This is a genomic window from Rhodopseudomonas sp. NSM (assembly GCF_052445935.1).
GTDB lineage: Bacteria > Pseudomonadota > Alphaproteobacteria > Rhizobiales > Xanthobacteraceae > Rhodopseudomonas.
The window spans coordinates 581,521-607,013 of the sequence record NZ_JBQTCH010000002.1 but is presented as its reverse complement, the minus strand read 5'-3'; the positions used below and the strand labels follow the sequence as shown (position 1 = coordinate 607,013).

Here is a 25,493-nt window from a genome sequence, read left to right as displayed (position 1 = left end):
GAACGATTGTTCGTCTATTGAACAAGCAAAACGGAGCGGCAGTCTGTTCCTTTTTCAGACAAGCTGCTCCTCGACCTGCGAAGGAGGCCTACGCCCATGATGAGCCAGGAGCAGAACGACCTGATCACCCGGATCGGACCCGCCACGCCTTGTGGCAAACTGATGCGCGCCTATTGGCAGCCGGCGGCGCTGGTCGACGAACTCGAAGGCGAGCGGCCGATCAAGCCGGTGCGGTTGCTGGGTGAAGACTTCGTGCTGTTCAAAGACGAGCAGGGCCGCTACGGCCTGATCGATCGCGACTGTCCGCATCGCGGCGCCGATCTCGCGTTCGGCCGGCTCGAAGGCGGCGGCCTGCGCTGCGCCTTCCACGGCTGGCTGTTCGACGTCGAGGGCAAGTGCCTCGAAACCCCGGCGGAGCCCGCCAATTCGGTGCTGTGCCAGAACATCAAGCAGCGGGCGTTTCCGGTGGTCGCCAAGGGCGGCATGCTGTGGGCCTATCTCGGCGCCGGTGAGCCGCCCGCATTCCCCGAGATCGACTGCTTCACCGCGCCCGACACCCATGTGTTCGCGTTCAAGGGGCTGTTCGAATGCAACTGGCTGCAGGCGCTGGAAGTCGGAATCGATCCGGCGCACGCCTCGTTCCTGCATCGCTTCTTCGAGGACGAGGACACCTCGCAATCCTACGGCAAGCAGTTCCGCGGCGCTTCGGCGGGCAGCGAGATGCCGATGACCAAGGTGTTGCGCGAATACGACCGCCCGATCATCAATGTCGAGCACACCGAATACGGCTTGCGGCTGATCGCGCTGCGTCAGATCGACGATGAGCGCACCCACGTACGCGTCACCAATCAGCTGTTCCCGCACGGCTTCGTCATCCCGATGAGCACCGAGATGACGATCACGCAGTGGCACGTCCCGGTCGACGACAACAACTGTTACTGGTACGCGATCTTCACCAGCTACACCAAGCCGGTCGACAAGGTGAAGATGCGCGACCAGCGGCTCGAACTCTACGAACTGCCGGACTACAAGTCGCGCCGCAACAAGACCAACGATTACGGCTTCGATCCGCACGAGCAGGCGACCGCGACCTATACCGGCATGGGCGCCGACATCAACGTCCACGACCAGTGGGCGGTGGAGTCGATGGGGCCGATCCAGGATCGCACCCGCGAACATCTCGGACAGAGCGACAAGGCGATCATCCAGTATCGCCGGCTGCTACGCCAGGAGATCGCCAAGGCCGAGGCCGGCCAGCGTCCGCTGCTGGCGCTCGACGCCGCCAGCGCGCGAGGCATCCAGGGGCCGGCGACGATGGACGGCATCGGCCCGAGCCGCGGCTGGGAGACCTACTGGATGGAGGTCGACGTCAAGCGCCGTCGCGGTGCGCCCTGGGCCGCGCCGGTGCCGGCGGAGATCGCCGCCAAGGTGCCGCATCTGACGGCGGCGGAATGAGCGTGGGCGAGCGGCACGGATCGAGGATCGAGCGTTGAGTCTGGTTGAGAAGTACGGCCTCTGGTCCGACGAACAGATCGAAGCCGCAGCAAGGATGCGGCGAATCGCCGAAGAGCACGGTCTCGAGACCATCCGGTTCTCGTTTCCCGATCAGCACGGCATCCTGCGCGGCAAAACCCTGGTGGCGTCCGAGGCGCTGAACTGCCTCGAGTCAGGCGCCTCGATCACCACCACGATGCTGGCCAAGGACACCTCGCACAAGACGGTGTTTCCGGTGTTTCAGGCCGGTGGTGGCTTCGGCATGTCGGAGATGCAGGGCGGCGCCGACGCCATCATGCTGCCGGATCCGACTACGTTCCGTTTGCTGCCCTGGGCGCCGAACACCGGCTGGGTGTTGTGCGATCTGTATTTCGCCAACGGTCGCGCCGTTCCGTTCGCGACGCGCGGGCTGTATCGCTCGGTGCTGCAGAAACTGGCCGATCGCGGCTACGACTACATGGCCGGGCTCGAAGTCGAATTCCACGTCTTCAAGGTCGAGGACGCGAAGATGCGGCCGGAGCATGCCGGCCAACCCGGCGAGCCGCCGGAAGTCAGCCTGTTGTCGCACGGCTATCAGTATCTCACCGAGCAGCGCTACGATCAGATGGAGCCGGTGCTCGAACTGATCCGCCGCGACATCGTCGCGCTCGGCCTGCCGCTGCGCTCGATCGAGGTCGAGTTCGGCCCGAGCCAGTGCGAATTCACCTTCCAGCCGACCGTCGGCCTGATGCCGGCCGACCTGATGGTGCTGTTCCGCAGCGCGGTGAAGCAGATCTGCCGGCGCCACGGCTATCACGCCACCTTCATGTGCCGTCCGCGAATCCCGAACGTGGTGTCGTCGGGCTGGCATCTGCACCAGTGCCTGATCGCGCGGGACGGCGGGCACAATGCGTTCGTGTCGGAGACGGACGTTCTGTCCGACCTCGGAAGGCACTACCTCGCGGGGCTGCTGCAACACGCCCGTGCTGCAACCGTGTTCACGACGCCGACCATCAACGGCTACAAACGCTACCGCTCGTATTCGCTGGCGCCCGATCGCGCGATCTGGGGACGCGACAATCGCGGGGTGATGCTGCGGGTGCTCGGCGGGCCGGGCGACAAAGCCACCCGGATTGAGAACCGGGTCGGCGAGCCTGCGGCAAACCCGTATCTTTACATGGCTTCGCAGATCCTGTCGGGTCTCGACGGCGTCGACCGCGCGCTCGATCCCGGGCCGTCGGCCGACACCCCTTACGAGACCAAGGCCGACCTTCTGCCCAAGTCGCTGCGCGAGGCGATTTTCGCGTTGCGCGACGACCCGTTCTTCCGGACCGCGATGGGCGGCGAGTTCATCGACTACTACACGTTCATCAAGAACGCGGAGATCGAACGCTTTCAGGCCGAAGTGACGGAGTGGGAGCAGCGCGAATATTTCGAGATGTTGTGAGCCGAAAGTCCACGAAATTGTCAGTCAACAGTGAGGAGAGACGTATGGGTTGGGGATTGCGATCTGTTTATGCACTCGCGGCGGTCTCGCTGATCGCCACCGGCGCGCACGCCGACACCATCAAGGTCGGCGTCATCGGCACGATGTCCGGGCCTTACGCGCTGTTCGGCAAGAACTACAAGATGGGCATCGACGCCTGGGTCGCCGAGCACGGCAACAAGGTCGCCGGCCACACCGTCGAGTTCGTCTATCGCGACGAGGTGTCGCCCAACCCGGCGCAGTCGAAGGCGCTGGCGCAGGAGCTGATCGTCAAGGAGAAGGTGCAGTATCTCGCCGGCCTGTATTTCACGCCGAACGCGATGGCGGTGGCGCCGCTGTTGCAGGAAGCCAAGGTGCCGATGGTGGTGATGAACGCGGCGACGTCGTCGATCACCGAGAAGAGCCCTTACATCGTCCGCACCTCGTTCACGATGTTCCAGAACACGGTGCCGGCGGCGAAGGTCGCCAAGCAGAAGGGCGCGACCAAGGTCGCGATCGCCGTCAGCGATTACGGCCCGGGCATCGACGCCGAAACCGCGTTCAAGAAGACCTTCGAAGCCGAGGGCGGCAAGGTCGTCGAGGCGGTCCGGATGCCGCTCAGCACCACGGATTTCGGTCCGATCATGCAGCGGATCAAGAATTCCGGCGCCGACATGATTTTCACTTTCCTGCCCGCGGGCCCGCCGACTCTCGGCTTCGTCAAGGCCTATATCGACAACGGCCTGAAGGCGGGCGGCGTCAAGCTGATGTCGACCGGCGACGTCGTCACCGAACCGGATTTGCCGAACATCGGCGAGGCCGGGCTCGGCATTCTGTCGACCTATCACTATGCGGTGTCGCACGACTCGCCGGAAAACAAGGCGTTCCTGGCCCAGCTCCAGAAGGGCGGCGCCAAGCTCGACGAAGTCACCATGACGTCGGTCGCGGCCTATGACGGCGCGCGGCTGATCTACAAGATGATCGAGGCGACCTCCGGCAAGAGCGATCCCGACAAGGCGATCGCGGCGGTGAAGGGCATGGAGTGGGTGAGCCCGCGCGGCCCGGTCTCGATTGATCCGGAAACCCGGCACATCACGCAGAACGTCTATCTGCGCGAAGTCGAGAAGGTCGACGGCAAGCTGATCAACAAGGAACTCGAGACCTTCAAGGCGCAGCCCGACTGGGGCCTCGCCAAGTAGTCGACTGGACCGCCCTCCGCGCTGGATTGCGGAGGGCGGTCGCTGTAACAGGGGCAGGCGGCCGCGGGCCGCTTCGGAATCGAGCGCGGGGGCCGGGTCGTGAAGGCTGATTTGGACACGTCGATATCGCGACGGGCTCACCTGCCGAAGCCGTCGACGGCCACGGCGACGGTGTCGTGATGCAGACCGTTCTCGGAATTCTGCCGGATGCGCTCGCTTACGGCATGGTGCTGTTCACGATCTCGATCGGCCTGTCGATCATGATGGGCTTGATGCGGGTGGTGAACCTCGCCCACGGCGCGTTCGCGATGATCGGCGGCTATCTCGCTTCGTTCGCGCTGGTGTCGCTCGGCGTCTCCTATCCGGTCGCGATCCTGATCGCCGTGATCGGGGCGGTGATCATCTCCGTCCCGTTCGAGTACCTGCTGTATCGTCGCATCTATCGCCGCTCCGACGAACTGACCCAGATCCTGCTGACGATCGGCATCACTTTCTTCATCGTCGGCGTCGCCAACTATATTTTCGGGCCGACCTCGAAGCCGATCCCGTTGCCCGAAATGCTCAAAGGCCCGTTCGATCTCGGCTTCCGCATGATTCCCGCGCACCGGCTGTTCGTGATCGGCTGCGGCGTCGTGACGGCGGTGGCGCTCTGGCTTCTGATCGAGAAGACGGAGTTCGGGGTACGGCTTCGCGCCGCGGTCGACAATGGCGACATGGCGGAATCCTTGGGCATCCGCACGCAGATCGTCTATTCGGCGACGTTTGCGCTGGCCGTCGGGCTCGCCGCGTTCGGCGGCGTCGTCGGCGCCGAACTGTTGCCGGTCGAGCCGTATTACGCGCTGCGCTACATGGTGACGTTCCTCGTCGTCGTCTCCGTCGGCGGCGCGGGATCGGTCACGGGCGCGCTCGCGGCGTCGCTGCTGCTCGGCCTGGCCGATACCACGGGCAAGTATCTGGCCCCGGAATTCGGCGAATTCTTCTTCTATGTCGCGGTGATCGTGATCGTGTACATCTTCCCCCACGGCCTGTTCGGAAGGGCCCATTGATGACGACCGCTTCCGTCACAGCCGCTCCGGTCGCCACCGCCGGCCTTCGCAACGATCTGATGGCCGCTGCGATCATCGCCGGTCTTGGGGCGATCGGCTATTTCGTCTTCCCTGATGATCTCGCCTTTCTGACGCGCGTGATCGGCCTGGCGTTCCTCGTCATCTCGCTGGATCTCGTCACCGGCTATTGCGGCGTCGCGACGCTCGGGCACGCGGCGCTGTTCGGCGTCGCAGCTTATGCTGCGGGCAACGCCGCATTGGCCGGCATCACCGATCCGATTGCGATGCTTCTCGTCGGGGCTGTTGCCGGCACTTGCACGGGGCTGGTGTCCGGCCTGCTGGTCACGCGCTTCCGCGGCCTTCCGCAATTGGTGCTGTCGATTGCTTTTGGCCAGCTCGTCGCCGCGCTGGCCAACAAGCTGTCGTCGATCACCGGCGGCAGCGATGGGCTGGCCGGCATTTCGCCGGGGCCGATCTTCGGCGTTTTCAGTTTCGACATCTATGGCCGGACCGGCTACGTGTTTTCGCTGGTGGTGCTGCTGGTCGCGATGGTGGCGCTGCTGCGTTTCGCGCGATCGCCGTTCAGCCTGATGTGCCGGGCGATCAAGGACGACACCTTGCGTGCGCGCATGATCGGCGTTCGGGTCTATCCGCGGCTGGTGATCATGTATTGCGTCGCGGGCGCTGTTGCCGGCGTCGGCGGCGCGGTGGCTGCGATCAACACCGGCGTGGTGGGGCTCGACAGCGTCGGCTTCGAGCGCTCAGCAGAGGCGCTGATCATGCTGATCCTCGGCGGCGCCGGCAATCTGTGGGGCGCCCTGATCGGCACCATCCTGTTCGAGCTGTTCCACCACTACGTGTCGGCGGCCAGCCCCTTCCACTGGATGATCCTGGTCGGTCTGTTGCTGATCGTGGTGGTGCTGTTCTTCCCGCGCGGTCTGGTCAACGAGGTCGTCCGGCGGGTCGAGGATTTCCGGCAGGCGAGGGCGGCGCGATGACCGTCTTGCTGGACGTCCAGCATCTGTCCAAATCGTTCGGCGGCCTGCGGGTCACCGACGACGTGTCGTTCACGTTGTCGAGCGGCGATCGCGTCGCGCTGATCGGCCCGAACGGCGCCGGCAAGACGACGCTGGTCAACCTGATCTCCGGCGATCTGCCGCCCTCCGGCGGGCGCATTCTGCTCGGCGGTGAGGACGTCACCGCCGCCTCGATCCCCGAGCGGGTGCAGGGCGGGCTGGTGCGAACCTTCCAGGTCACGCGGCTCTTCACCAGCCTTACGGTCGCCGAGAACGTTGCGCTGGCCGTGATGCAGCGTCGCGGGCTGACCAAGCGGATGTTCTCGTCGGCGATGGATTCGGCTGAGGTGCGCGACGAATGGCAGGGTGTGCTGAGCCTGCTCGGGATCGCCCATCTCGCAGCCATGCCGGTGACCAAATTGGCCTACGGACAACAGCGGCTGCTCGATCTCGCGATCGGGCTCGCGATGAAACCGCGGGTTCTGGTCCTCGACGAACCGGCCGCCGGCGTGCCGCACGACGAATCGCCACGAATTCTCGAAGCCATCGCCAGGATGTCGCCGGAGATCGCGATCCTGATGATCGAGCACGACATGGATCTGGTGTTCAAATTCGCCAAGCGCGTCCTCGTGCTGGCGAACGGCGCGCTGATCTTCGAGGGAACCCCCGCGGACGTGAAGCAGAACGACGCCGTTCGTCAGGCCTATCTGGGAAGCTATGCCGATGCCCGCAGCACGTCTTGAGGTCGAGCGGCTGAGCGCCGGCTATGGTTCGGTCGGCATCCTGAGCGAGATGAGCTTCGCCGTGCCGGCCGGCGGCCGGCTGACGGTGCTGGGCCGCAACGGCGTCGGCAAGACCACGCTGCTCGCCACGATCATGGGCCTGACGTCGCATCAGGGCGGCGCGATCCGCGTCGACGGGCGCGATGTGACCGGACTGAAGACGTTCGCACGCGCCGCATCGGGCCTCGGCTATGTGCCGCAGACCCGCGACGTGTTCCGGTCGCTGACGGTCGAGGAAAACCTCTTTACCGGCCTCAAGGGCCGGCCGCGCTCGGAGCTCGACGAGGTCTACGCGATGTTTCCGCGGCTCGCCGAGCGGCGGCATCACAACGGGGTCCAGCTGTCCGGCGGCGAGCAGCAGATGCTGTCGCTGGCGCGCACGCTGCTCGGCAAGCCCTCGGTGCTGCTGCTCGACGAGCCGCTCGAAGGGCTCGCGCCGGTGATCTGCGATCGTCTGATGGAGACGATCGTCAAGCTGGCGCAGTCCGGCGAGATGACCGTGGTGCTGGTCGAGCAGCAGATCGCGCGGGCGCTGGATTTCGCCGACGACGTCATCGTCATCGAGCGCGGCCGGATCGCCTGGAGCGGTCAGGCTGATCAGCTTCGCGTCGAGCGGGAATTGGTCGATGCGCTGCTCGGCGTCGGGATCGGGTGAAACGTCGCATCGCCCCGCGGTCGCGCGCCGAGATCCGCCATTACCGCCCGCGAAGCCAAGTATCTGGCAGAAAGACGATTTTTCGAGCCGTGCGGACGGCCCGGGAGCTGCCGCAGGAGCGTCTCGGATACGCCGCCGGCTTGACGTTTTGCCGAACTCGCCATAAAAGGCGTCACTCGCTGCCGGCCCGCTTCGACGGATCTCCGGCGCGGCTTTCATTTCCCGAAAACAGGGCCCGGTTGGCGGCTCATCCTTCGCGAAGGGGTTCCTTGGCAGAGGTTGGGCGCAACAGGGCTGTTCGGATTTCTGAAAACCCGACATTCGACCGACCGATCTGGATCACATGATGGCCTTCAGCCCGTTCAAGTTCCTGCAGGAAGTGCGGAGCGAAACCGCCAAGGTGACCTGGCCGTCGCGCCGCGAAGTCACGATCACCACCATCATGGTGTTCGTGATGGTGGCGCTCGCTTCGATTTTCTTTTTTGCCGCCGACCAGGTGATCAGGATCCTGATCACCTTCGTGCTCGGCGTTTAACGGCAGGCCCCTCGACATGAGCATGCGCTGGTACATCGTCCACGCCTATTCGAACTTCGAGAAGAAGGTCTCCGAATCGATCCGCGAGCAGGCCAAGCAGCGCGGTCTCGAGGATCTGTTCGAGCAGGTGCTGGTGCCGACCGAGAAGGTCACCGAGGTCCGCCGCGGCCGCAAGGTCGACGCCGAGCGCAAGTTTTTTCCGGGCTACGTCCTGGTGAAGATGAACCTCACCGACGAAGCCTTTCACCTGATCAAGAACACCCCGAAGGTCACCGGCTTCCTCGGCGCCGAGAACAAGCCGATGCCGATCTCGGAAGCCGAGGCGATGCGCATCCTGCACCAGGTGCAGGAAGGCGTGGAGCGCCCGAAGGCGTCGGTGTCGTTCGAGATCGGCGAAAACGTCCGCGTCGCCGACGGCCCGTTCGCGTCGTTCTCCGGCGTGGTCGAGGAAATCGACGAGGCGCGTTCGCGCGTGAAGGTCGCGGTCTCGATCTTCGGCCGCGCCACGCCGGTCGAACTGGAATTCGGTCAGGTCGAGAAGGTCTGATTGGGCAAGTGTCATTGCCGGGGCCTGGCTCCGGTTATGGCGTCATTGCCGGGCTTGACCCGGTAGTGGCTGTCATTGCCGGGCTTGACCCGGCAATCCATCGCCTTCGTAAGTGAAGAGCGATGGATGCCCGGATCAAGTCCGGGCATGACGGGAGAGGGCGAGGCGAAGGCTTCGCTCTGAACTGACGTGGGAGGCCGATGACGATCGCCAGTCGTCGCAGGCCCCACCACGAAACCTGAAACCGCCGGCTGTGCCGGCAACAGGAGAAGAGTATGGCAAAGAAAGTGACCGGATACCTGAAATTGCAGGTGCCGGCCGGTGCGGCGAACCCTTCGCCCCCGATCGGTCCCGCGCTTGGTCAGCGCGGCCTCAACATCATGGAGTTCTGCAAGGCGTTCAACGCGCAGACCCAGAAGGAAGAGAAGAACACCCCGATTCCGGTGGTGATCACGATCTACGCCGATCGTTCGTTCACCTTCGAACTGAAGACCCCCCCGATGTCCTTCTTCCTGAAGCAGGCGGCGAAGATCCAGTCCGGATCGAAGCTGCCGGGCCGCGATTCGGCCGGCAAGGTGACCTCGGCGCAGGTGCGCGAGATCGCCGAGAAGAAGATGAAGGATCTCAATTGCGACAGCATCGATTCGGCCATGCGCATGGTCGAGGGCTCTGCCCGGTCGATGGGCCTGCAGGTCGAGGGGTAACGGATCATGGCAATCGGTAAGCGTCTGAAGAAGATCCGCGAAGGCATCGACCGCACCAAGCTGTATCCGCTCGACGAAGCGGTGAAGATGGTCAAGGAACGCGCCGTTTCGAAGTTCGACGAAACCATCGAGGTCGCGCTCAATCTCGGTGTCGATCCGCGTCACGCCGACCAGATGGTCCGCGGCGTGGTGATGCTGCCGAACGGCACCGGCCGCACCGTGCGCGTCGGCGTGTTCGCACGCGGCGCCAAGGCGGACGAAGCCAAGGCGGCCGGCGCCGACGTCGTCGGCGCCGAGGACCTCGTCGAGCAGGTCCAGGCCGGCAACATCAACTTCGACCGCTGTATCGCCACCCCCGACATGATGCCGCTGGTCGGCCGTCTCGGTAAGGTGCTCGGTCCGCGCGGCATGATGCCGAACCCGAAGATCGGCACGGTGACGATGGACGTCGCCGGCGCGGTCAAGGGCGCCAAGGGCGGCTCGGTCGAGTTCCGTGTCGAGAAGGCCGGCATCATCCAGGCCGGCGTCGGCAAGGCCTCGTTCACCGAGGAGAAGCTGGTCGAGAACATCAAGGCGCTCGCGGACGCAGTGACCAAGGCCAAGCCGACCGGCGCCAAGGGCACCTATATCCAGCGCGTCGCGGTGTCGTCGTCGATGGGCCCGGGCGTCAAGGTCGAGCCGGGTTCGGTTCACTAAGTCGTCTGCGGCTCACGTGACTATCGAATAGAGGAGGGCGGATCGGGCAACCGGTCCGCCCTTTGCTTTGAGTCACACCAGGTCACAACAACAAGAAAAGGGAGAGCGGCGTGGCGGACAAGGTTCTGGTGTTTTCGCGGTTCGCGAAGTCGATGCTGGCGCGGTTCGGCGACAAGTTCGAACTGCTCGAGACCGGCGGCAAGCCGGCCAATGAAGTCTTCAGCCCAACCGAGCTCGCCGACGTCCGCGCGCTGCTGACCATGGGCGCGCAGCCGCTCGGCCGCGAGACGATGGATCTGCTGCCGTCGCTCGGCGCGATCGTCTGCTACGGCACCGGCTATGACGGCGTCGACCTCAAAGCCGCCGCCGAGCGCAACATCCTGATCGGCAACAGCCCGGCGGCGAACGCCTCGGCGGTCGCCGATCTGGCGATGACGCTGCTGCTCGGGCTGATGCGGCGGTTGATTCCGGCGGACGCTTATCTGCGCAGCGGCGGCTGGTCGGGGGCCAAGCCGTCGCCGCTGCTCAAGCCGCCGCGCGGGCTGACCGGCGCCAGGGTCGGCGTCTACGGCATCGGCGAGATCGGCAGGAAGATCGCGTCGCGGGTGGCGTCGTTTGAGACCGAGGTCGCGTATCACAGCCGCAGCCGCCACGACGTGCCGTATCGCTATGTCGGGAGCTTAAGCGAACTGGTCGACTGGTGCGACGTGCTGCTGATCGCGGTCCGCGCCGGCCCGGATACGCAGCGCATCATCGATGCTGACATGTTGAAGCGGCTCGGCAAGGACGGCGTGCTGGTCAACATCTCGCGCGGCTCGGTGATCGATCAGCCCGCGCTGATCGCGGCATTGGCCGACCACACCATCGCCGGCGCCGGGCTCGATGTGTTCGAGCAGGAACCCTATGCCCCGGACGCGCTCAGCGAATTGCCGAACGTGGTGCTGACGCCTCATATCGGCGGCCACACCCTCGATGCGCATGTCGCCATGCAGGATTGCGTGATCGCCAATCTGAGGGCGTTGTTCGCGGGCAAGCCAATGCCCTACGAAGTCACGTGACACGTGATAAGGCGAACCGAGTCCAGGATCTGATAGCAGGGGGAGACTGAGCGGCGGGAACGCTGGATGGTCGATTTGGTTCCAGCGCGGCGCGGTCATTTTGCGCAAATTGATGTGAGTTGTTGGAGCCGAATGTTTCCCCTTATTTTCCCGCGCGTGTGTCGGGAGAAATGGCGATGGCGGCTTTCACGCTCAGGATCAATGGTCGGTCCCATTCCATCGATGTCGATCCGGACACGCCGCTGCTGTGGGCGATCCGTGACGGCGCCGGATTGACCGGCACCAAATACGGCTGCGGCGTCGCGCAATGCGGCGCCTGCACGGTGCAGATCGGGGGCGCCACGCTGCGCTCCTGCTCGCTGCCGGTGTCGGCGGTCGAAGGCCGTGAGATCACCACCATCGAGGGGCTGCAGAGCAAGGAAGGCCGCGCGGTGCAGCAGGCCTGGGCCGCGATCGACGTGCCGCAATGCGGTTACTGCCAGTCCGGCCAGGTGATGAGCGCGACCGCGCTGCTCCAGCGCAACAGCAAGCCGACCGACCGCGACATCGATCTGGCGATGAACGGCAATATCTGCCGCTGCGCCACTTATGTGCGGATCCGCGCCGCGATCCATCAGGCCGCGAAATCGCTGGAGGGCTGAGCCATGACGATCCACGACCGCAGCCTGAGCCGCCGCGCGGTGCTGAAAGCCGGCGCCGGCCTCGCGATCGGCGTCTATGTTGCCACCCGCACGCCGTCTTTCGCGCAGAACCAGCCGGCGCCGCATCAGGTCAACATCGCGCCGAACACGTTTCTGATCATCGCGCCCGACAGCACCGTCACCGTGCTGTGCAAACACATCGAGATGGGGCAGGGGCCGCTGACCGGCATGGCGACGCTGGTCGCCGAAGAACTCGACGCAGACTGGGCGCAGATGCGCGCCGATCACGCGCCGTCGAATCCGGCGCTGTACAAGAATCTGGTGTTCGGCGTGCAAGGCACCGGCGGTTCCAGCGCCATCGCCAATTCCTACGAGCAGATGCGCAAGGTCGGCGCCGCGGCGCGGCAGATGCTGGTCGCGGCGGCGGCGGAGAGCTGGGACGTGCCGGCGTCGGAGATCACCGTCGAAGGCGGCGCGATCAAGCATCGCTCCGGCAAGCAGGGCACGTTCGGCGAATTCGCCGGCAAGGCGATGCAGATGCCGGCGCCGCGCGATCCGAAGCTGAAGGACCCGGCGGATTTCAAGCTGATCGGCAAAGAAGGCGCGGTGAAGCGGCTCGACAGCGTCGCCAAGTCGGACGGCTCGGCGATCTTCACGCTCGATATCAACGAGCCGGAGATGCTGACGGTGCTGGTGGCGCGGCCGCCGCGGTTCGGCGGCAAGGTCGCCTCGTTCGACGCCGCAGCCGCCAGGGCGGTGCCGGGCGTGGTCGACGTCAAGCAGGTGCCGACCGGCGTCGCCGTCTACGCCAGGGGGTTCTGGCCGGCGAAGCAGGGCCGGGACAAACTCGAGATCGAATGGGACGACGCCAAGGCCGAGCGGCGTGGCACGGCCGAGATCCTCGCGCAGTTCCGCGAGCTGTCGACCACGCCGGGTCGCGTGATCAAGGCGGAGGGCGATGTCGACGCCGCGATCGCGCAGGGCGGGCAGGTGATCGAAGCCGAATTCGTGTTCCCGTATCTCGCGCATGCCGCGATGGAGCCGCTCAACGGCTTCATCCATTGGCAGGGCGACACCGCTTCGGCGCGCTACGGCTGCCAGTTTCCGACGCCCGATCACGGCGAGATCGCCGAAGTGCTCGGCATCGGCGTCGACAAGGTGAAGCTGCAGACCATCCTGGCCGGCGGCAGCTTCGGCCGGCGCGCGCAGCAATCCGCCCAGGTCGCGCGCGAACTCGCCGAGGTCGCCAAGGCGATCGGCCCCGGGCGGCAGCTCAAGCTGGTGTGGACCCGCGAGGACGACATGCGCGGCGGTTACTACCGGCCGTTCGGCGTCCACCGGATGCGCGGCGTGGTCCGCGACGGCAAGATCGTCGCCTGGAGCGACACCATCGTCGGGCAGTCGATCATGAAGGGATCGGCGTTCGAGTCGATGATGATGAAGGACGGCCTCGATCCGACGGTGTACGAGGGCTCGAACGAGCCGCCCTACGATATCGCCAATTTCAGATGCGACGTGCATCAGGTCGATCTCGGCGTGCCCGTGCTGTGGTGGCGCTCGGTCGGCCACACCCACACCGGCTACGCGGTCGAGGCCTTCGTCGATCAGTTGCTCGAGGCCGCGGGGCAGGACCCGGTCGGGGGACGCCTCGCGATGATGAAGGACAAGCCGCGCCACGCCGGCGTGCTGCGCGCGGTGGCGCAGAGCAGCGACTGGAAGAATGCCAGGCTTGAGCCGGGCCGTGCCCGCGGCGTTGCGGTGGTCGAGAGCTTCGACACCTTCGTCGCGCAGGTGGTCGAACTGTCGATCGGCGAGAGCGGCCCGAAGGTGCACAAGGTCTGGGTCGCGGTCGATTGCGGCGTCGCGGTCAATCCCGACATCATCCGGGCGCAGATGGAAGGCGGCATCGGCTTCGCGCTCGGCCACATCCTCTATGCCGAGCAGACGCTGGAGCAGGGCCGGCCGGTGTCGGGCAATTTCGACACCTATCGCTCGCTGCGGATCGACGAGATGCCGGAGATCGACGTCACCATCGTCGCCTCGACCGAGAAGCCCACCGGGGTCGGCGAGCCCGGCGTGCCGCCGCTCGGGCCGGCGGTCGCCAATGCCATGGCGAAGCTCGGCGCGGGCCGCCCGCGGCAATTGCCGATCGTGCCGGGAGCCAGCGCATGAGCCGGCTGCGTCACGCTGGGATGGTGGTATTGGCCGGCGCGCTGGCCGCGGGGATTCTGGCGATCGCCGGCCCCGCGCTGCAGGGCGAAGCCGACGCGGCCAATACGCCCGCTGCAAACGCGGCGACGCTGCGGCCGGTGTCGGACTTCACCAGGATCCGCGACAAGCAGGCGCGCGCGGTCGCGCTGTTCGAGGAGGCCGGCAAGGTGATCGCCTCGCCGCGCTGCATGAACTGCCACCCGGCGGGCGACCGGCCGACCCAGACCGACTCGATGCGGCCGCACCAGCCGCTGGTGGTGCGTGGCGAAGGCGGCCACGGACCGGTCGGCGGACTCGCCTGCAACACCTGCCACCACGATGCCAATTACGATCCGGCCCGCGTCCCCGGCAATCCGAAATGGGCGCTGGCGCCGCTGGAAATGGCCTGGCAGGGCAAGACGCTCGGCCAGATCTGCGTCCAGCTCAAGGACCGAACCCGCAACGGCGACATGGACATGGCCAAGCTGGTTCATCATATGGCGGAGGACGAACTGGTGGGCTGGGGCTGGAACCCCGGCGCCGGCCGCACCCCGGCACCCGGCACCCAGAAGCAGTTCGGCGCGCTGATCAAGGCCTGGGCCGACGCGGGAGCGGCGTGCCCGAAGGGGTGAGCCCGGCCGCCCGGATGTACCTCTCGCGGAGCAGCGATCGGGCGGGGCGGCGGAGGCGAGTGTCGTTCACGGGGACCGGCCTCGCCCTTGCATAAAAGATGCCGTTTTCCTGAAAACGGCCTTGGCAACTCCGTTCAGACTCGTTAAACAGTTCCTTCCGGGCGTGCTGGCTGGTGCTGGCGCGCTCGTGCGCGCATTCCGATCACCGGTATCGATAGGAGACCAGTCCTTCAAGTCGTCCATCTCAGGATCGCTCGAAGGAAGGGGGACTGTCGTTTCGGGGAGTGCGGGCAGGGGTCGCAGGAAGACTGGTCTGGTTTGCCGGATCTGGCTTCCGACCGACTCCGGTCCTGTCCAAGACTGCAGGCGCCGACGTCGAAACTCGCGTTTCTTCAGAGGCTTAATCGCATGGCCTGCATAGACGGGTGAAGACCGGATTTTGTGTCCTGCCGCGTGCGGCGGGCACGGATAGGGTTCGAACCTCGACACCCCGTGAGGGCAATGGCTTCGGCCGGCGTCGGATCGGGAGGGCAGGCTGTTCAAGATCGTTTTGCCCCTTGGTGTCCGAAGACCGTGTGTCTTGAGGTCAGGTTGGGGCAGGACGGTGGGTGCAACCCGGCGGTCCTGTTCGCAGAGATCGCCAACCGGAGAGAGCTTGCTGTGGAAAGAGCGGCAAAAAAAGAGGCGGTCGAATCGCTGAACGGTCTGTTCCAGACCACCAGCGTCGCGGTCGTCGCTCATTATTCCGGCCTCACCGTGGCCCAGATGCAGAAGCTGCGTGCGCAGATGAAGCAGGCGGGTGCGTCGGTGAAGGTCTCGAAAAACCGTCTCGCCAAAATTGCTCTTGAAGGCACCGACGTCGTTGCCATCGGCTCCCTGCTGAAGGGGCCGACCGTGATCGCGACTTCAGACGATCCGGTAGCGGCGCCGAAAGTTGCCGTCGAATTTGCCAAGGCGAACGAGAAGTTCGTCATCCTCGGCGGTTCGATGGGCAAAACTGTCCTGAATGTCGATGGCGTCAAGGCTCTGGCCTCGCTGCCGTCGCTCGATGAACTGCGTGGCAAGCTGGTCGGCCTTCTGGTCGCGCCGGCCACCAAGATTGCGCAGCTCACGACTGCTCCCGCGGCCAAGGTCGCGCGCGTGGTTCAGGCCTATGCCTCCAAAAGCGAAGCGGCCTGACGCTTCATCTCATTCAACCCTGGTTCGAACTGATACCCGTAAGGAACTGATTCAATGGCTGATCTGCAGAAGATTGTTGACGACCTCTCGAGCCTCACCGTGCTCGAAGCCGCCGAGCTCGCCAAGCTCCTCGAAGAGAAGTGGGGCGTGTCCGCCGCCGCCGCCGTGGCTGTTGCCGCTGCGCCGGGCGCCGCTGCCGCCGCCGTCGAAGAGAAGACCGAGTTCACCGTCGTTCTGGCCGCCGCTGGCGACAAGAAGATCGAAGTGATCAAGGAAGTGCGCGCGATCACCGGTCTCGGCCTCAAGGAAGCCAAGGACCTGGTCGAGGGCGCTCCGAAGCCGATCAAGGAAGGCGTCAACAAGGAAGAAGCCGACAAGCTCAAGGCCCAGCTCGAGAAGGCCGGCGCCAAGGTTGAGCTCAAGTAACCGCAGGTTACTCAGGCGAAATCCCCGGGCGAGCGTCAGCGAGACCCGGGGATCTGCCCCAGAACGTGGATGGCCGGGACAAGCCCGGCCATGACGGGGCGGGCAGGGCGACTTCAGCGGTTGGGGCCGGTTCGCCGGCCCCGGTCGCGGCGGTGGGGGCGGTGAGGAGTGCCGGCCCGGTTGCCGTCACAGGAATGTGTGGGGATGAGCGGGGGAACCCCCTCAAATTTCCACATTGTCGACCCATATTGGTTCGGCAGCACGAAAGCGCAGGCGCGATGGACATGGTAACATTCCGCGCAGCCTCTAGGAGAATCAGCAATTTCGGGCTTTTTCGGTCTGTGACGAGAGGATTTGACGGGCGGGTGCGCGAGCGCCCCGCACGTCGTTTTGCGTTCGGAATAAGTGTTGCTGGAATTTAGGATCTAGTTCCTGACATTCGGCTTCTGAATTTCGGATGTGCGTAATTCAACCCGGGGGCGATGCGGATCGCGCTTCGGAAGGTTCGCCCCACCGGGCGACGACATGAGAGGCCACGATGGCGCAGCAGACGTTCACCGGTCGCAAACGCGTTCGCAAGTTCTTCGGTCACATCCGGGAAGTCGCCGAGATGCCGAACCTCATCGAGGTTCAGAAGGCGTCTTACGACCAGTTCCTGATGGTCGCCGAACCTCCCGGAGGGCGGGACGACGAGGGCCTGCAGGCGGTGTTCCGGTCGGTGTTTCCGATCTCGGACTTCTCCAACGCCTCGATGCTGGAATTCGTTCGCTACGAATTCGAGCCGCCGAAATACGACGTCGACGAGTGCCGCCAGCGCGGCATGACCTATGCTGCGCCGCTGAAGGTGACGCTGCGCCTCATCGTGTTCGATATCGACGAGGAAACCGGCGCCCGTTCGGTCAAGGACATCAAGGAGCAGGACGTCTACATGGGCGACATTCCGCTCATGACGATGAACGGCACCTTCGTGGTCAACGGCACCGAGCGCGTCATCGTCTCGCAGATGCACCGTTCGCCCGGCGTGTTCTTCGATCACGACAAGGGCAAGACGCATTCGTCGGGCAAGCTGCTGTTCGCCGCTCGCGTCATCCCGTATCGCGGCTCCTGGCTCGACATCGAGTTCGACGCCAAGGACATCGTGTTCGCGCGTATCGACCGTCGCCGCAAGATTCCGGTGACGTCGCTGATGTTCGCGCTCGGGCTCGACGGCGAAGAGATCCTGTCGACCTTCTACAACAAGATCCTCTACAAGCGCACCAAGGAAGGCTGGCGCGTGCCGTTCGACGCCAGCCGCTTCCGCGGCTACTCGACCGTCAACGACCTGATCGACGCCGACACCGGCAAGGTCGTGCTCGAGGCCGGCAAGAAGCTGACCGTGCGCGCGGCGCGCCAGCTGCAGGAAAAGGGCCTCAAGGCGCTGCGGCTGTCCGACTCCGAACTGGTCGGCAACTACCTGGCCGAAGACCTCGTCAACCCCAAGACCGGCGAGATCTTCGCCGAAGCCGGTGACGAGCTGACCGGCAAGCCGATCAAGGGCGACGACAAGGAAATCGAGCTGTTCGTCGGCACCACGCCGATGAAGGCGATCTTGGAGCAGGGCTACAAGGAACTGCCGCTGCTCGACATCGACCACGTTAATGTCGGCCCCTACATCCGCAACACGCTGTCGGCCGACAAGAACATGACGCGCGAGGACGCGCTGTTCGACATCTACCGGGTGATGCGACCGGGCGAGCCGCCGACGCTCGACTCCGCGCAGAACATGTTCCAGTCGCTGTTCTTCGACGCCGAGCGCTACGACCTGTCCGCGGTCGGCCGCGTCAAGATGAACATGCGGCTCGACCTCGATGCGCCCGATACCCATCGCACGCTGCGCAAGGAGGACATCCTCGCGGTGATCAAGACCCTGGTCGGTCTGCGCGACGGCAAGGGCGAGATCGACGACATCGACCATCTCGGCAACCGCCGGGTGCGTTCGGTCGGCGAGCTGATGGAGAACCAGTACCGCATCGGCCTGCTGCGCATGGAGCGCGCCATCAAGGAGCGGATGTCGTCGGTCGATATCGACACGGTGATGCCGCAGGACCTGATCAACGCCAAGCCGGCGGCTGCCGCGGTGCGCGAGTTCTTCGGTAGCTCGCAGCTGTCCCAGTTCATGGACCAGACGAATCCGCTCAGCGAGATCACCCACAAGCGCCGTCTCTCGGCGCTCGGCCCGGGCGGTCTGACCCGCGAGCGCGCCGGCTTCGAAGTCCGCGACGTGCATCCGACCCATTACGGCCGGATCTGCCCGATCGAGACGCCGGAAGGCCCGAACATCGGCCTGATCAACTCGCTCGCGACCTTCGCGCGCGTCAACAAATACGGCTTCGTCGAGACCCCCTATCGCAAGGTCAAGGAAGGCCGCGTCACCGACGAGGTGGTGTATCTGTCGGCGATGGAGGAGGGCCGCTACGCGGTGGCCCAGGCCAACATCTCGCTCGACGCCAAGGGCCGCTTCACGGACGACCTGATTGTTTGTCGCGCTGGCGGCACGCGTGACGTCGTGCTGATCCCGGCCGACCAGGTCGACTACATGGACGTGTCGCCGAAGCAGCTCGTTTCGGTGGCCGCGGCGCTGATCCCGTTCCTCGAGAACGACGACGCCAACCGCGCGCTGATGGGCTCGAACATGCAGCGCCAGGCGGTGCCGCTGGTTCGCGCCGAGGCGCCGTTCGTCGGCACCGGCATGGAAGGCGTGGTCGCCCGCGATTCGGGCGCTGCGATCGCGGCGCGCCGCACCGGCGTGATCGACCAGATTGACGCCACCCGTATCGTCATCCGCGCCACCGAAGATCTCGATCCGACCAAGTCGGGCGTCGATATCTACCGGCTGATGAAGTACCAGCGCTCCAACCAGTCGACCTGCATCAACCAGCGTCCGCTGGTGAAGGTCGGCGACCGCGTCGCCCGCGGCGATATCATCGCGGACGGTCCGTCGACCGACCTCGGCGAACTCGCGCTCGGCCGCAACGTGCTGGTCGCGTTCATGCCGTGGAACGGCTACAACTTCGAAGACTCGATCCTGCTCTCCGAGCGGATCGTGAAGGAAGACGTCTTCACCTCGATCCATATCGAGGAATTCGAAGTGATGGCCCGCGACACCAAGCTGGGTCCGGAAGAAATCACGCGTGATATTCCGAACGTCTCGGAAGAAGCGCTGAAGAACCTCGACGAAGCCGGCATCGTCTACATCGGCGCCGAAGTTCGCGCCGGCGACATCCTGGTCGGCAAGATCACGCCGAAGGGCGAAAGCCCGATGACGCCGGAAGAAAAGCTGCTGCGCGCCATCTTCGGCGAAAAGGCTTCCGACGTTCGCGACACCTCGCTGCGGGTGCCGCCGGGCGTGCAGGGCACCATCGTCGAAGTCCGCGTCTTCAACCGGCACGGCGTCGACAAGGACGAACGCGCCCTGGCGATCGAACGGGAAGAGATCGAACGCCTCGCCAAGGACCGCGACGACGAACAGGCGATTCTCGACCGTAACGTCTACGGCCGTCTCGCCGACCTGCTCGACAACCGTCAGGGCGTCGCCGGCCCCAAGGGCTTCAAGAAGGACACCAAGATCACCCGTGCGGTGCTCGAGGAGTATCCGAAGTCGCAGTGGTGGATGTTCGCTTCGCCGAACGACAAGCTGATGGCCGAGATCGAGGCCATGCGGAAGCAGTACGACGAATCGAAGAAGGGCCTCGAGCAGCGCTTCCTCGACAAGGTCGAGAAGCTGCAGCGCGGCGACGAATTGCCGCCCGGCGTGATGAAGATGGTCAAGGTCTTCGTCGCGGTGAAGCGCAAGATCCAGCCGGGCGACAAGATGGCCGGCCGCCACGGCAACAAGGGCGTGGTGTCGAAGATCGTGCCGATCGAGGACATGCCGTTCCTCGAGGACGGCACCCATGCCGACATCGTGCTGAATCCGCTCGGCGTGCCGAGCCGCATGAACGTCGGTCAGATCCTCGAGACCCATCTCGGCTGGGCCTGCGCCGGCATGGGCAAGAAGATCGGCCAGACCATCGACGCCTATTATCAGAGGCAGGATCTCAAGCCGCTGCGCGAGACCCTGAAGAAGATCTACGGCGACGACGAGACCATCAAGTCGCTCGACGACGGCGAACTGATCGAGCTCGGCCGCAACCTCAGCCATGGTGTCCCGATCGCCACTCCGGTGTTCGACGGCGCCAAGGAAGCGGACATCGAGGAGATGCTGAAGCTCGCGGGCTTCGACGCCTCCGGCCAGTCGACCGTCTATGACGGCCGCACCGGCGACGAGTTCGATCGCAAGGTCACGGTCGGCTACATCTACATGCTGAAGCTGCACCATCTCGTCGACGACAAGATCCACGCCCGGTCGATCGGTCCGTACTCGCTCGTCACCCAGCAGCCGCTGGGCGGCAAGGCGCAGTTCGGCGGCCAGCGCTTCGGCGAAATGGAAGTGTGGGCGCTCGAAGCCTACGGCGCCGCCTACACGCTGCAGGAAATGCTGACGGTGAAGTCCGACGACGTCGCCGGCCGCACCAAGGTGTACGAGGCGATCGTGCGCGGCGACGACACGTTCGAGGCCGGTATCCCGGAATCGTTCAACGTGCTCGTGAAGGAAATGCGCTCGCTCGGCCTCAACGTCGACCTGCACAATTCCAAGCTGGGCGTGCCGCCCCCGGCCGAGGCGGCCGAGTAACGACAAGCGTCATGCCCGGCGGTTTGCGCGAATTCATCTTCGCGCGAACCGGCCGGGCATCCCCGCCGCGCCGACGCAATGCGCGCGGACGGGAGCTGCCCTGAGAAATTCGAATTTGCTGCCGGTGACGATCGGTACGCGAGGAGAAGACGATGAACCAAGAAATCATGAATCTGTTCAATCCGACGACGCCGGCTCAGGTCTTCGACCAGATCCGGATCTCGATCGCGTCGCCGGAGAAGATTCTGTCGTGGTCCTACGGCGAGATCAAGAAGCCGGAAACCATCAACTACCGCACCTTCAAGCCCGAGCGCGACGGCCTGTTCTGCGCCCGCATCTTCGGGCCGATCAAGGATTACGAGTGCCTGTGCGGCAAGTACAAGCGGATGAAGTACAAGGGCATCATCTGCGAGAAGTGCTCGGTCGAAGTGACGCTGTCGCGCGTCAGACGCGAGCGCATGGGCCACATCGAGCTGGCCGCGCCGGTCGCCCACATCTGGTTCCTGAAGTCCTTGCCGTCGCGGATCGGGCAGTTGCTCGACATGACGCTGAAGGACCTCGAGCGGATTCTGTACTTCGAATACTACGTCGTGCTGGAGCCGGGTCTGACCGCGCTCAAGGAGCGTCAACTGCTGTCGGAGGAAGAGTACCTCCGCGCGCAGGACGAGTACGGCCAGGACAGCTTCACCGCCATGATCGGCGCCGAAGCGATCCGCGAATTGCTGAAGGGGCTCGAGCTCGAGAAGATCGATGCGCAGCTGCGCGTCGAGATGGCCGAGACCGATTCCGACATCAAGCACAAGAAGCTCGCCAAGCGGCTGAAGATCGTCGAGGCGTTCCGCTTCTCCGGCAACAAGCCGGAATGGATGATCCTGACCGTGGTGCCGGTGATCCCGCCGGACCTGCGGCCGCTGGTGCCGCTCGACGGCGGCCGGTTCGCGACCTCGGATCTGAACGACCTGTACCGCCGCGTCATCAACCGTAACAACCGCTTGAAGCGGCTGATGGAGCTGCGCGCGCCGGACATCATCATCCGCAACGAAAAGCGAATGCTGCAGGAGGCCGTCGACGCGCTGTTCGACAACGGCCGCCGCGGCCGCGTCATCACCGGCGCCAACAAGCGTCCGTTGAAGTCGCTCGCCGACATGCTGAAGGGCAAGCAGGGCCGGTTCCGTCAGAACCTGCTCGGCAAGCGCGTCGACTATTCGGGCCGTTCGGTGATCGTGGTCGGTCCGGAGCTCAAGCTGCACCAGTGCGGCCTGCCGAAGAAGATGGCGCTCGAACTGTTCAAGCCCTTCATCTATTCGCGGCTCGACGCCAAGGGTCTGTCGACCACCGTGAAGCAGGCCAAGAAACTGGTCGAGAAGGAGCGTCCCGAGGTCTGGGACATCCTCGACGAGGTGATCCGCGAGCATCCGGTGCTGCTGAACCGCGCGCCGACGCTGCATCGTCTGGGCATCCAGGCGTTCGAGCCGGTGCTGATCGAAGGCAAGGCGATCCAGCTTCACCCGCTGGTCTGCGCCGCGTTCAACGCCGACTTCGACGGCGACCAGATGGCCGTGCACGTCCCGCTGTCGCTCGAAGCGCAGCTCGAAGCGCGCGTGCTGATGATGTCGACCAACAACATCCTGCATCCCGCGAACGGCCAGCCGATCATCGTGCCGTCGCAGGACATCGTGCTCGGCCTTTACTACCTGTCGATCCTGCGGGAAGGGCTGCCGGGCGAGGGCAAGGTGTTCGGCGACCTCGCGGAGCTCGAGCACGCGCTGTTCTCCAAGGTCATCCATCTGCACACCAAGATCAAATATCGCTGGGACTCGCTCGACGACGAGGGCAAGCCGTACCAGCGGCTGATCGAAACCACCGCCGGCCGCATCCTGCTCGGCCAGGTTCTGCCGAAATCGGTGAAGCTGCCGTTCGAGGTCATCAACAAGCTGATGACCAAGCGCGAGATCTCCAGCGTGATCGATCAGGTCTATCGCCACTGCGGCCAGAAGGAGACGGTGATCTTCTGCGACCGCATCATGGCGCTGGGCTTCTTCAACGCGTTCAAGGCGGGCATTTCCTTCGGCAAGGACGACATGGTCGTGCCGGCCTCGAAGTGGAAGATCGTCGACACCACGCGTACGCTGGCGAAGGATTTCGAGCAGCAGTACAACGACGGCCTGATCACCCATGGCGAGAAGTACAACAAGGTGGTCGACGCCTGGTCGAAGGCCACCGAGGAAATCGCCAAGGAGATGATGAAGGAAATCTCCGCGGTCCGGAGGGACACCTCCGGCGCGGAGAGCCAGGTCAACTCGATCTACATGATGGCTCATTCCGGCGCGCGTGGTTCGCCCGCCCAGATGCGTCAGCTCGCCGGCATGCGCGGCCTGATGGCCAAGCCGTCGGGCGAGATCATCGAGACGCCGATCATCTCGAACTTCAAGGAAGGCCTCTCGGTTCTCGAATACTTCAACTCGACCCACGGCGCCCGTAAGGGCCTCGCGGACACCGCGTTGAAGACCGCGAACTCCGGCTACCTGACCCGCCGTCTGGTCGACGTGGCGCAGGACTGCATCATCACCCAGGATGATTGCGGCACCTCGCTCGGCATCAAGATGCGGGCGATCATCGACGCCGGCACCGTGGTGGCGTCGCTCGGCTCGCGCATCCTCGGCCGCACCGCGGGCGAAGACGTGCGCGATCCGCAGACCAACGAGGTGATCGTCAAGAAGGGCGTGCTGATGGAGGAGCGCGACATCGAAGCGATCCACCAGGCCGGCGTCCAGGAAGTGAAGATCCGCTCGGCTCTGACCTGCGAGCTGGTCAACGGCATCTGCGGCAGCTGCTACGGGCGCGATCTCGCCCGCGGCACCCCGGTGAATCACGGCGAGGCTGTCGGCGTCATCGCCGCGCAGTCGATCGGCGAACCCGGCACGCAGCTGACGATGCGCACCTTCCACATCGGCGGGGCGGCGCAGATCAACGAGCAATCGGTGATCGAGTCGACCTTTGCCGGCAGGGTCGTCATCAAGAACAAGGCGATCGCCAGGAACGGCGAAAACCACAACGTCGCGATGGTCCGCAACATGGTGGTTGCGATCGTCGATCCCGACGGCACCGAGCGTGCGACCCACCGTATTCAATACGGCGCCCGCATGCATGTCGACGAGGGCGACACGGTGGAGCGCGGCCAGCGCATCGCCGAGTGGGATCCGTACAGCCGTCCGGTGCTGACCGAGGTCGAGGGCACGATCGATTTCGAGGATCTGATCGAGGATCAGTCGATCTCGGAAACGCTCGACGAATCGACCGGTATCGCCAAGCGTATCGTGATCGACTGGCGCTCGACCCGCGGTGGCGCGGATCTGCGTCCGGCGATCGTGGTCAAGGGCAAGGACGGCAAGGTGCTGAAGCTGGCGCGCGGCGGTGACGCCCGCTACATGCTGTCGGTCGACGCCATTCTGTCGGTCGACGTCGGCGCTAAGGTGAAGCCGGGCGACATCCTGGCGCGTATCTCGACTGAGAGCGCCAAGACCCGCGACATCACCGGCGGTCTGCCGCGCGTCGCGGAACTGTTCGAGGCCCGCAAGCCGAAGGACGCCGCCATCATCGCGGAAATCGCCGGCACCATCCGGTTCGGTCGCGACTACAAGAACAAGCGTCGGATCTCGATCGAACCGATGGACAGTGAAGAAGAGGCGCGCGAGTACCTGATCCCGAAGGGCAAGCACATCCACCTTCAGGACGGCGACATCGTGGAAAAGGGCGACTTCATCGTCGAAGGCAACCCGGCGCCGCACGACATCCTGGCGATCAAGGGCATCGAGGAACTCGCGGCCTATCTGGTCAACGAAATCCAGGAGGTCTACCGGCTCCAGGGCGTGTTGATCAACGACAAGCACATCGAGGTGATCGTTCGCCAGATGCTGCAGAAGGTCGAGATCACCGACCAGGGCGAGACCGACATGATCTCGGGCGAACAGATCGACAAGATCGAGTTCGACCAGCTCAACGCCAAGGCGCGCGACGAGGGCAAGAAGATCGCCACCGGAACGCCGGTTCTGCTCGGCATCACCAAGGCGAGCCTGCAGACCCGCTCGTTCTTCTCGGCGGCGTCGTTCCAGGAGACCACCCGCGTGCTCACCGAAGCCGCCGTCAACGGCAAGGTGGACCCGCTGGAAGGCCTCAAGGAAAACGTCATCGTCGGCCGGCTGATCCCGGCGGGCACCGGCGCCTCGATGGCCAAGCTCCGCGAGGTCGCGATGAAGCGGGATCGCATGATCCTCGACGAACGCGAGAAGCAGGCGACCATCGTGCCGCCCGCCGCGCCGGAAGCCGAACCGCTGGCGCTGCCGCCGGTCGAGTAGGGCGCCGCTGCTGCGATGCAATCTGAAGAAGGCCGGCGAAAGCCGGCCTTTTTTGCGTCTGCCCGGCTTTTGGGGCTACGCATTACGGTCCGTTCATGTTTCCTTCAGGTGAAAGCCGCCTTGCTGTTCATGAACGATGCGATCCGTGCTCCGGGAGCGCGGATTCCGCGCCAAAATCAGCGT

Annotated in this window: 19 protein-coding genes; all 19 read left to right on the top strand. The window is 64.8% G+C overall.

Annotation, left to right across the window (positions count from 1 at the left end):
* Window positions 1–96: 96 nt before the first annotated feature.
* The 19 genes from ACTZWT_RS07155 (at window position 97) to rpoC (ending at window position 25,310) form a co-directional block, all read left to right on the top strand.
* Window positions 97–1,455 carry an aromatic ring-hydroxylating dioxygenase subunit alpha gene (locus ACTZWT_RS07155; RefSeq protein ID WP_444768970.1) on the top strand — a complete coding sequence of 453 codons (1,359 nt, stop codon included), beginning with the start codon at window positions 97–99 and terminating at the stop codon, window positions 1,453–1,455.
* A 94-nt stretch (window positions 1,456–1,549) separates the two neighbouring features.
* A complete protein-coding gene (locus ACTZWT_RS07150) occupies window positions 1,550–2,920 on the top strand; it encodes a glutamine synthetase family protein (RefSeq protein WP_444769225.1) in 1,371 nt (456 codons plus the stop codon).
* A gap of 44 nt (window positions 2,921–2,964) precedes the next feature.
* On the top strand, window positions 2,965–4,137 hold the full coding sequence (locus tag ACTZWT_RS07145; protein ID WP_444768969.1) for an ABC transporter substrate-binding protein: 1,173 nt from the start codon (window positions 2,965–2,967) through the stop codon (window positions 4,135–4,137).
* A gap of 179 nt (window positions 4,138–4,316) precedes the next feature.
* Entirely contained in the window at window positions 4,317–5,183 is an 867-nt protein-coding gene (locus ACTZWT_RS07140) for a branched-chain amino acid ABC transporter permease (protein WP_444768968.1), read from the top strand.
* Window positions 5,183–6,181: a branched-chain amino acid ABC transporter permease gene (locus ACTZWT_RS07135; protein ID WP_444768967.1), complete on the top strand. Its 999-nt coding sequence runs from the start codon at window positions 5,183–5,185 to the stop codon at window positions 6,179–6,181. Before ACTZWT_RS07140 ends, ACTZWT_RS07135 begins: the two co-directional genes overlap by 1 nt.
* A complete protein-coding gene (locus ACTZWT_RS07130; protein ID WP_444768966.1) occupies window positions 6,178–6,942 on the top strand; it encodes an ABC transporter ATP-binding protein in 765 nt (254 codons plus the stop codon). The genes ACTZWT_RS07135 and ACTZWT_RS07130 overlap by 4 nt, the downstream gene beginning before the upstream one ends.
* Complete coding sequence (locus ACTZWT_RS07125) at window positions 6,923–7,636, top strand: ABC transporter ATP-binding protein (protein WP_444768965.1); 714 nt, start codon at window positions 6,923–6,925, stop codon at window positions 7,634–7,636. The genes ACTZWT_RS07130 and ACTZWT_RS07125 overlap by 20 nt, the downstream gene beginning before the upstream one ends.
* Before the next feature lie 346 nt (window positions 7,637–7,982).
* Entirely contained in the window at window positions 7,983–8,171 is a 189-nt protein-coding gene (secE, locus tag ACTZWT_RS07120) for a preprotein translocase subunit SecE (RefSeq protein ID WP_444768964.1), read from the top strand.
* A 16-nt stretch (window positions 8,172–8,187) separates the two neighbouring features.
* A complete protein-coding gene (gene nusG, locus ACTZWT_RS07115) occupies window positions 8,188–8,718 on the top strand; it encodes a transcription termination/antitermination protein NusG (RefSeq protein WP_011441168.1) in 531 nt (176 codons plus the stop codon).
* A 275-nt stretch (window positions 8,719–8,993) separates the two neighbouring features.
* The gene (gene rplK / locus ACTZWT_RS07110; protein WP_092685317.1) at window positions 8,994–9,422 is read left to right on the top strand and encodes a 50S ribosomal protein L11; all 429 of its coding nucleotides are present in this window, start codon (window positions 8,994–8,996) and stop codon (window positions 9,420–9,422) included.
* Window positions 9,423–9,428: 6 nt separating this feature from the next.
* Complete coding sequence (rplA, locus tag ACTZWT_RS07105; protein ID WP_444768963.1) at window positions 9,429–10,118, top strand: 50S ribosomal protein L1; 690 nt, start codon at window positions 9,429–9,431, stop codon at window positions 10,116–10,118.
* 110 nt (window positions 10,119–10,228) lie between these two features.
* Entirely contained in the window at window positions 10,229–11,176 is a 948-nt protein-coding gene (locus ACTZWT_RS07100) for a 2-hydroxyacid dehydrogenase (RefSeq protein ID WP_444768962.1), read from the top strand.
* A gap of 176 nt (window positions 11,177–11,352) precedes the next feature.
* Window positions 11,353–11,817, top strand: coding sequence for a (2Fe-2S)-binding protein (locus ACTZWT_RS07095; protein ID WP_444768961.1), 465 nt, complete (start codon window positions 11,353–11,355; stop codon window positions 11,815–11,817).
* Window positions 11,818–11,820: 3 nt separating this feature from the next.
* Window positions 11,821–13,989 (top strand): molybdopterin cofactor-binding domain-containing protein, encoded by a 2,169-nt coding sequence (locus ACTZWT_RS07090; RefSeq protein WP_444768960.1) that lies wholly within the window; start codon window positions 11,821–11,823, stop codon window positions 13,987–13,989.
* Complete coding sequence (locus tag ACTZWT_RS07085) at window positions 13,986–14,639, top strand: Isoquinoline 1-oxidoreductase subunit (protein ID WP_444768959.1); 654 nt, start codon at window positions 13,986–13,988, stop codon at window positions 14,637–14,639. The genes ACTZWT_RS07090 and ACTZWT_RS07085 overlap by 4 nt, the downstream gene beginning before the upstream one ends.
* Before the next feature lie 660 nt (window positions 14,640–15,299).
* The gene (gene rplJ, locus ACTZWT_RS07080; RefSeq protein WP_444769224.1) at window positions 15,300–15,818 is read left to right on the top strand and encodes a 50S ribosomal protein L10; all 519 of its coding nucleotides are present in this window, start codon (window positions 15,300–15,302) and stop codon (window positions 15,816–15,818) included.
* Window positions 15,819–15,872: 54 nt separating this feature from the next.
* Complete coding sequence (rplL, locus tag ACTZWT_RS07075; protein WP_444768958.1) at window positions 15,873–16,244, top strand: 50S ribosomal protein L7/L12; 372 nt, start codon at window positions 15,873–15,875, stop codon at window positions 16,242–16,244.
* 538 nt (window positions 16,245–16,782) lie between these two features.
* On the top strand, window positions 16,783–20,955 hold the full coding sequence (gene rpoB / locus ACTZWT_RS07070; protein WP_444768957.1) for a DNA-directed RNA polymerase subunit beta: 4,173 nt from the start codon (window positions 16,783–16,785) through the stop codon (window positions 20,953–20,955).
* Window positions 20,956–21,107: 152 nt separating this feature from the next.
* Window positions 21,108–25,310: a DNA-directed RNA polymerase subunit beta' gene (gene rpoC, locus ACTZWT_RS07065; RefSeq protein ID WP_444768956.1), complete on the top strand. Its 4,203-nt coding sequence runs from the start codon at window positions 21,108–21,110 to the stop codon at window positions 25,308–25,310.
* The last annotated feature ends 183 nt before the right edge of the window (window positions 25,311–25,493 follow it).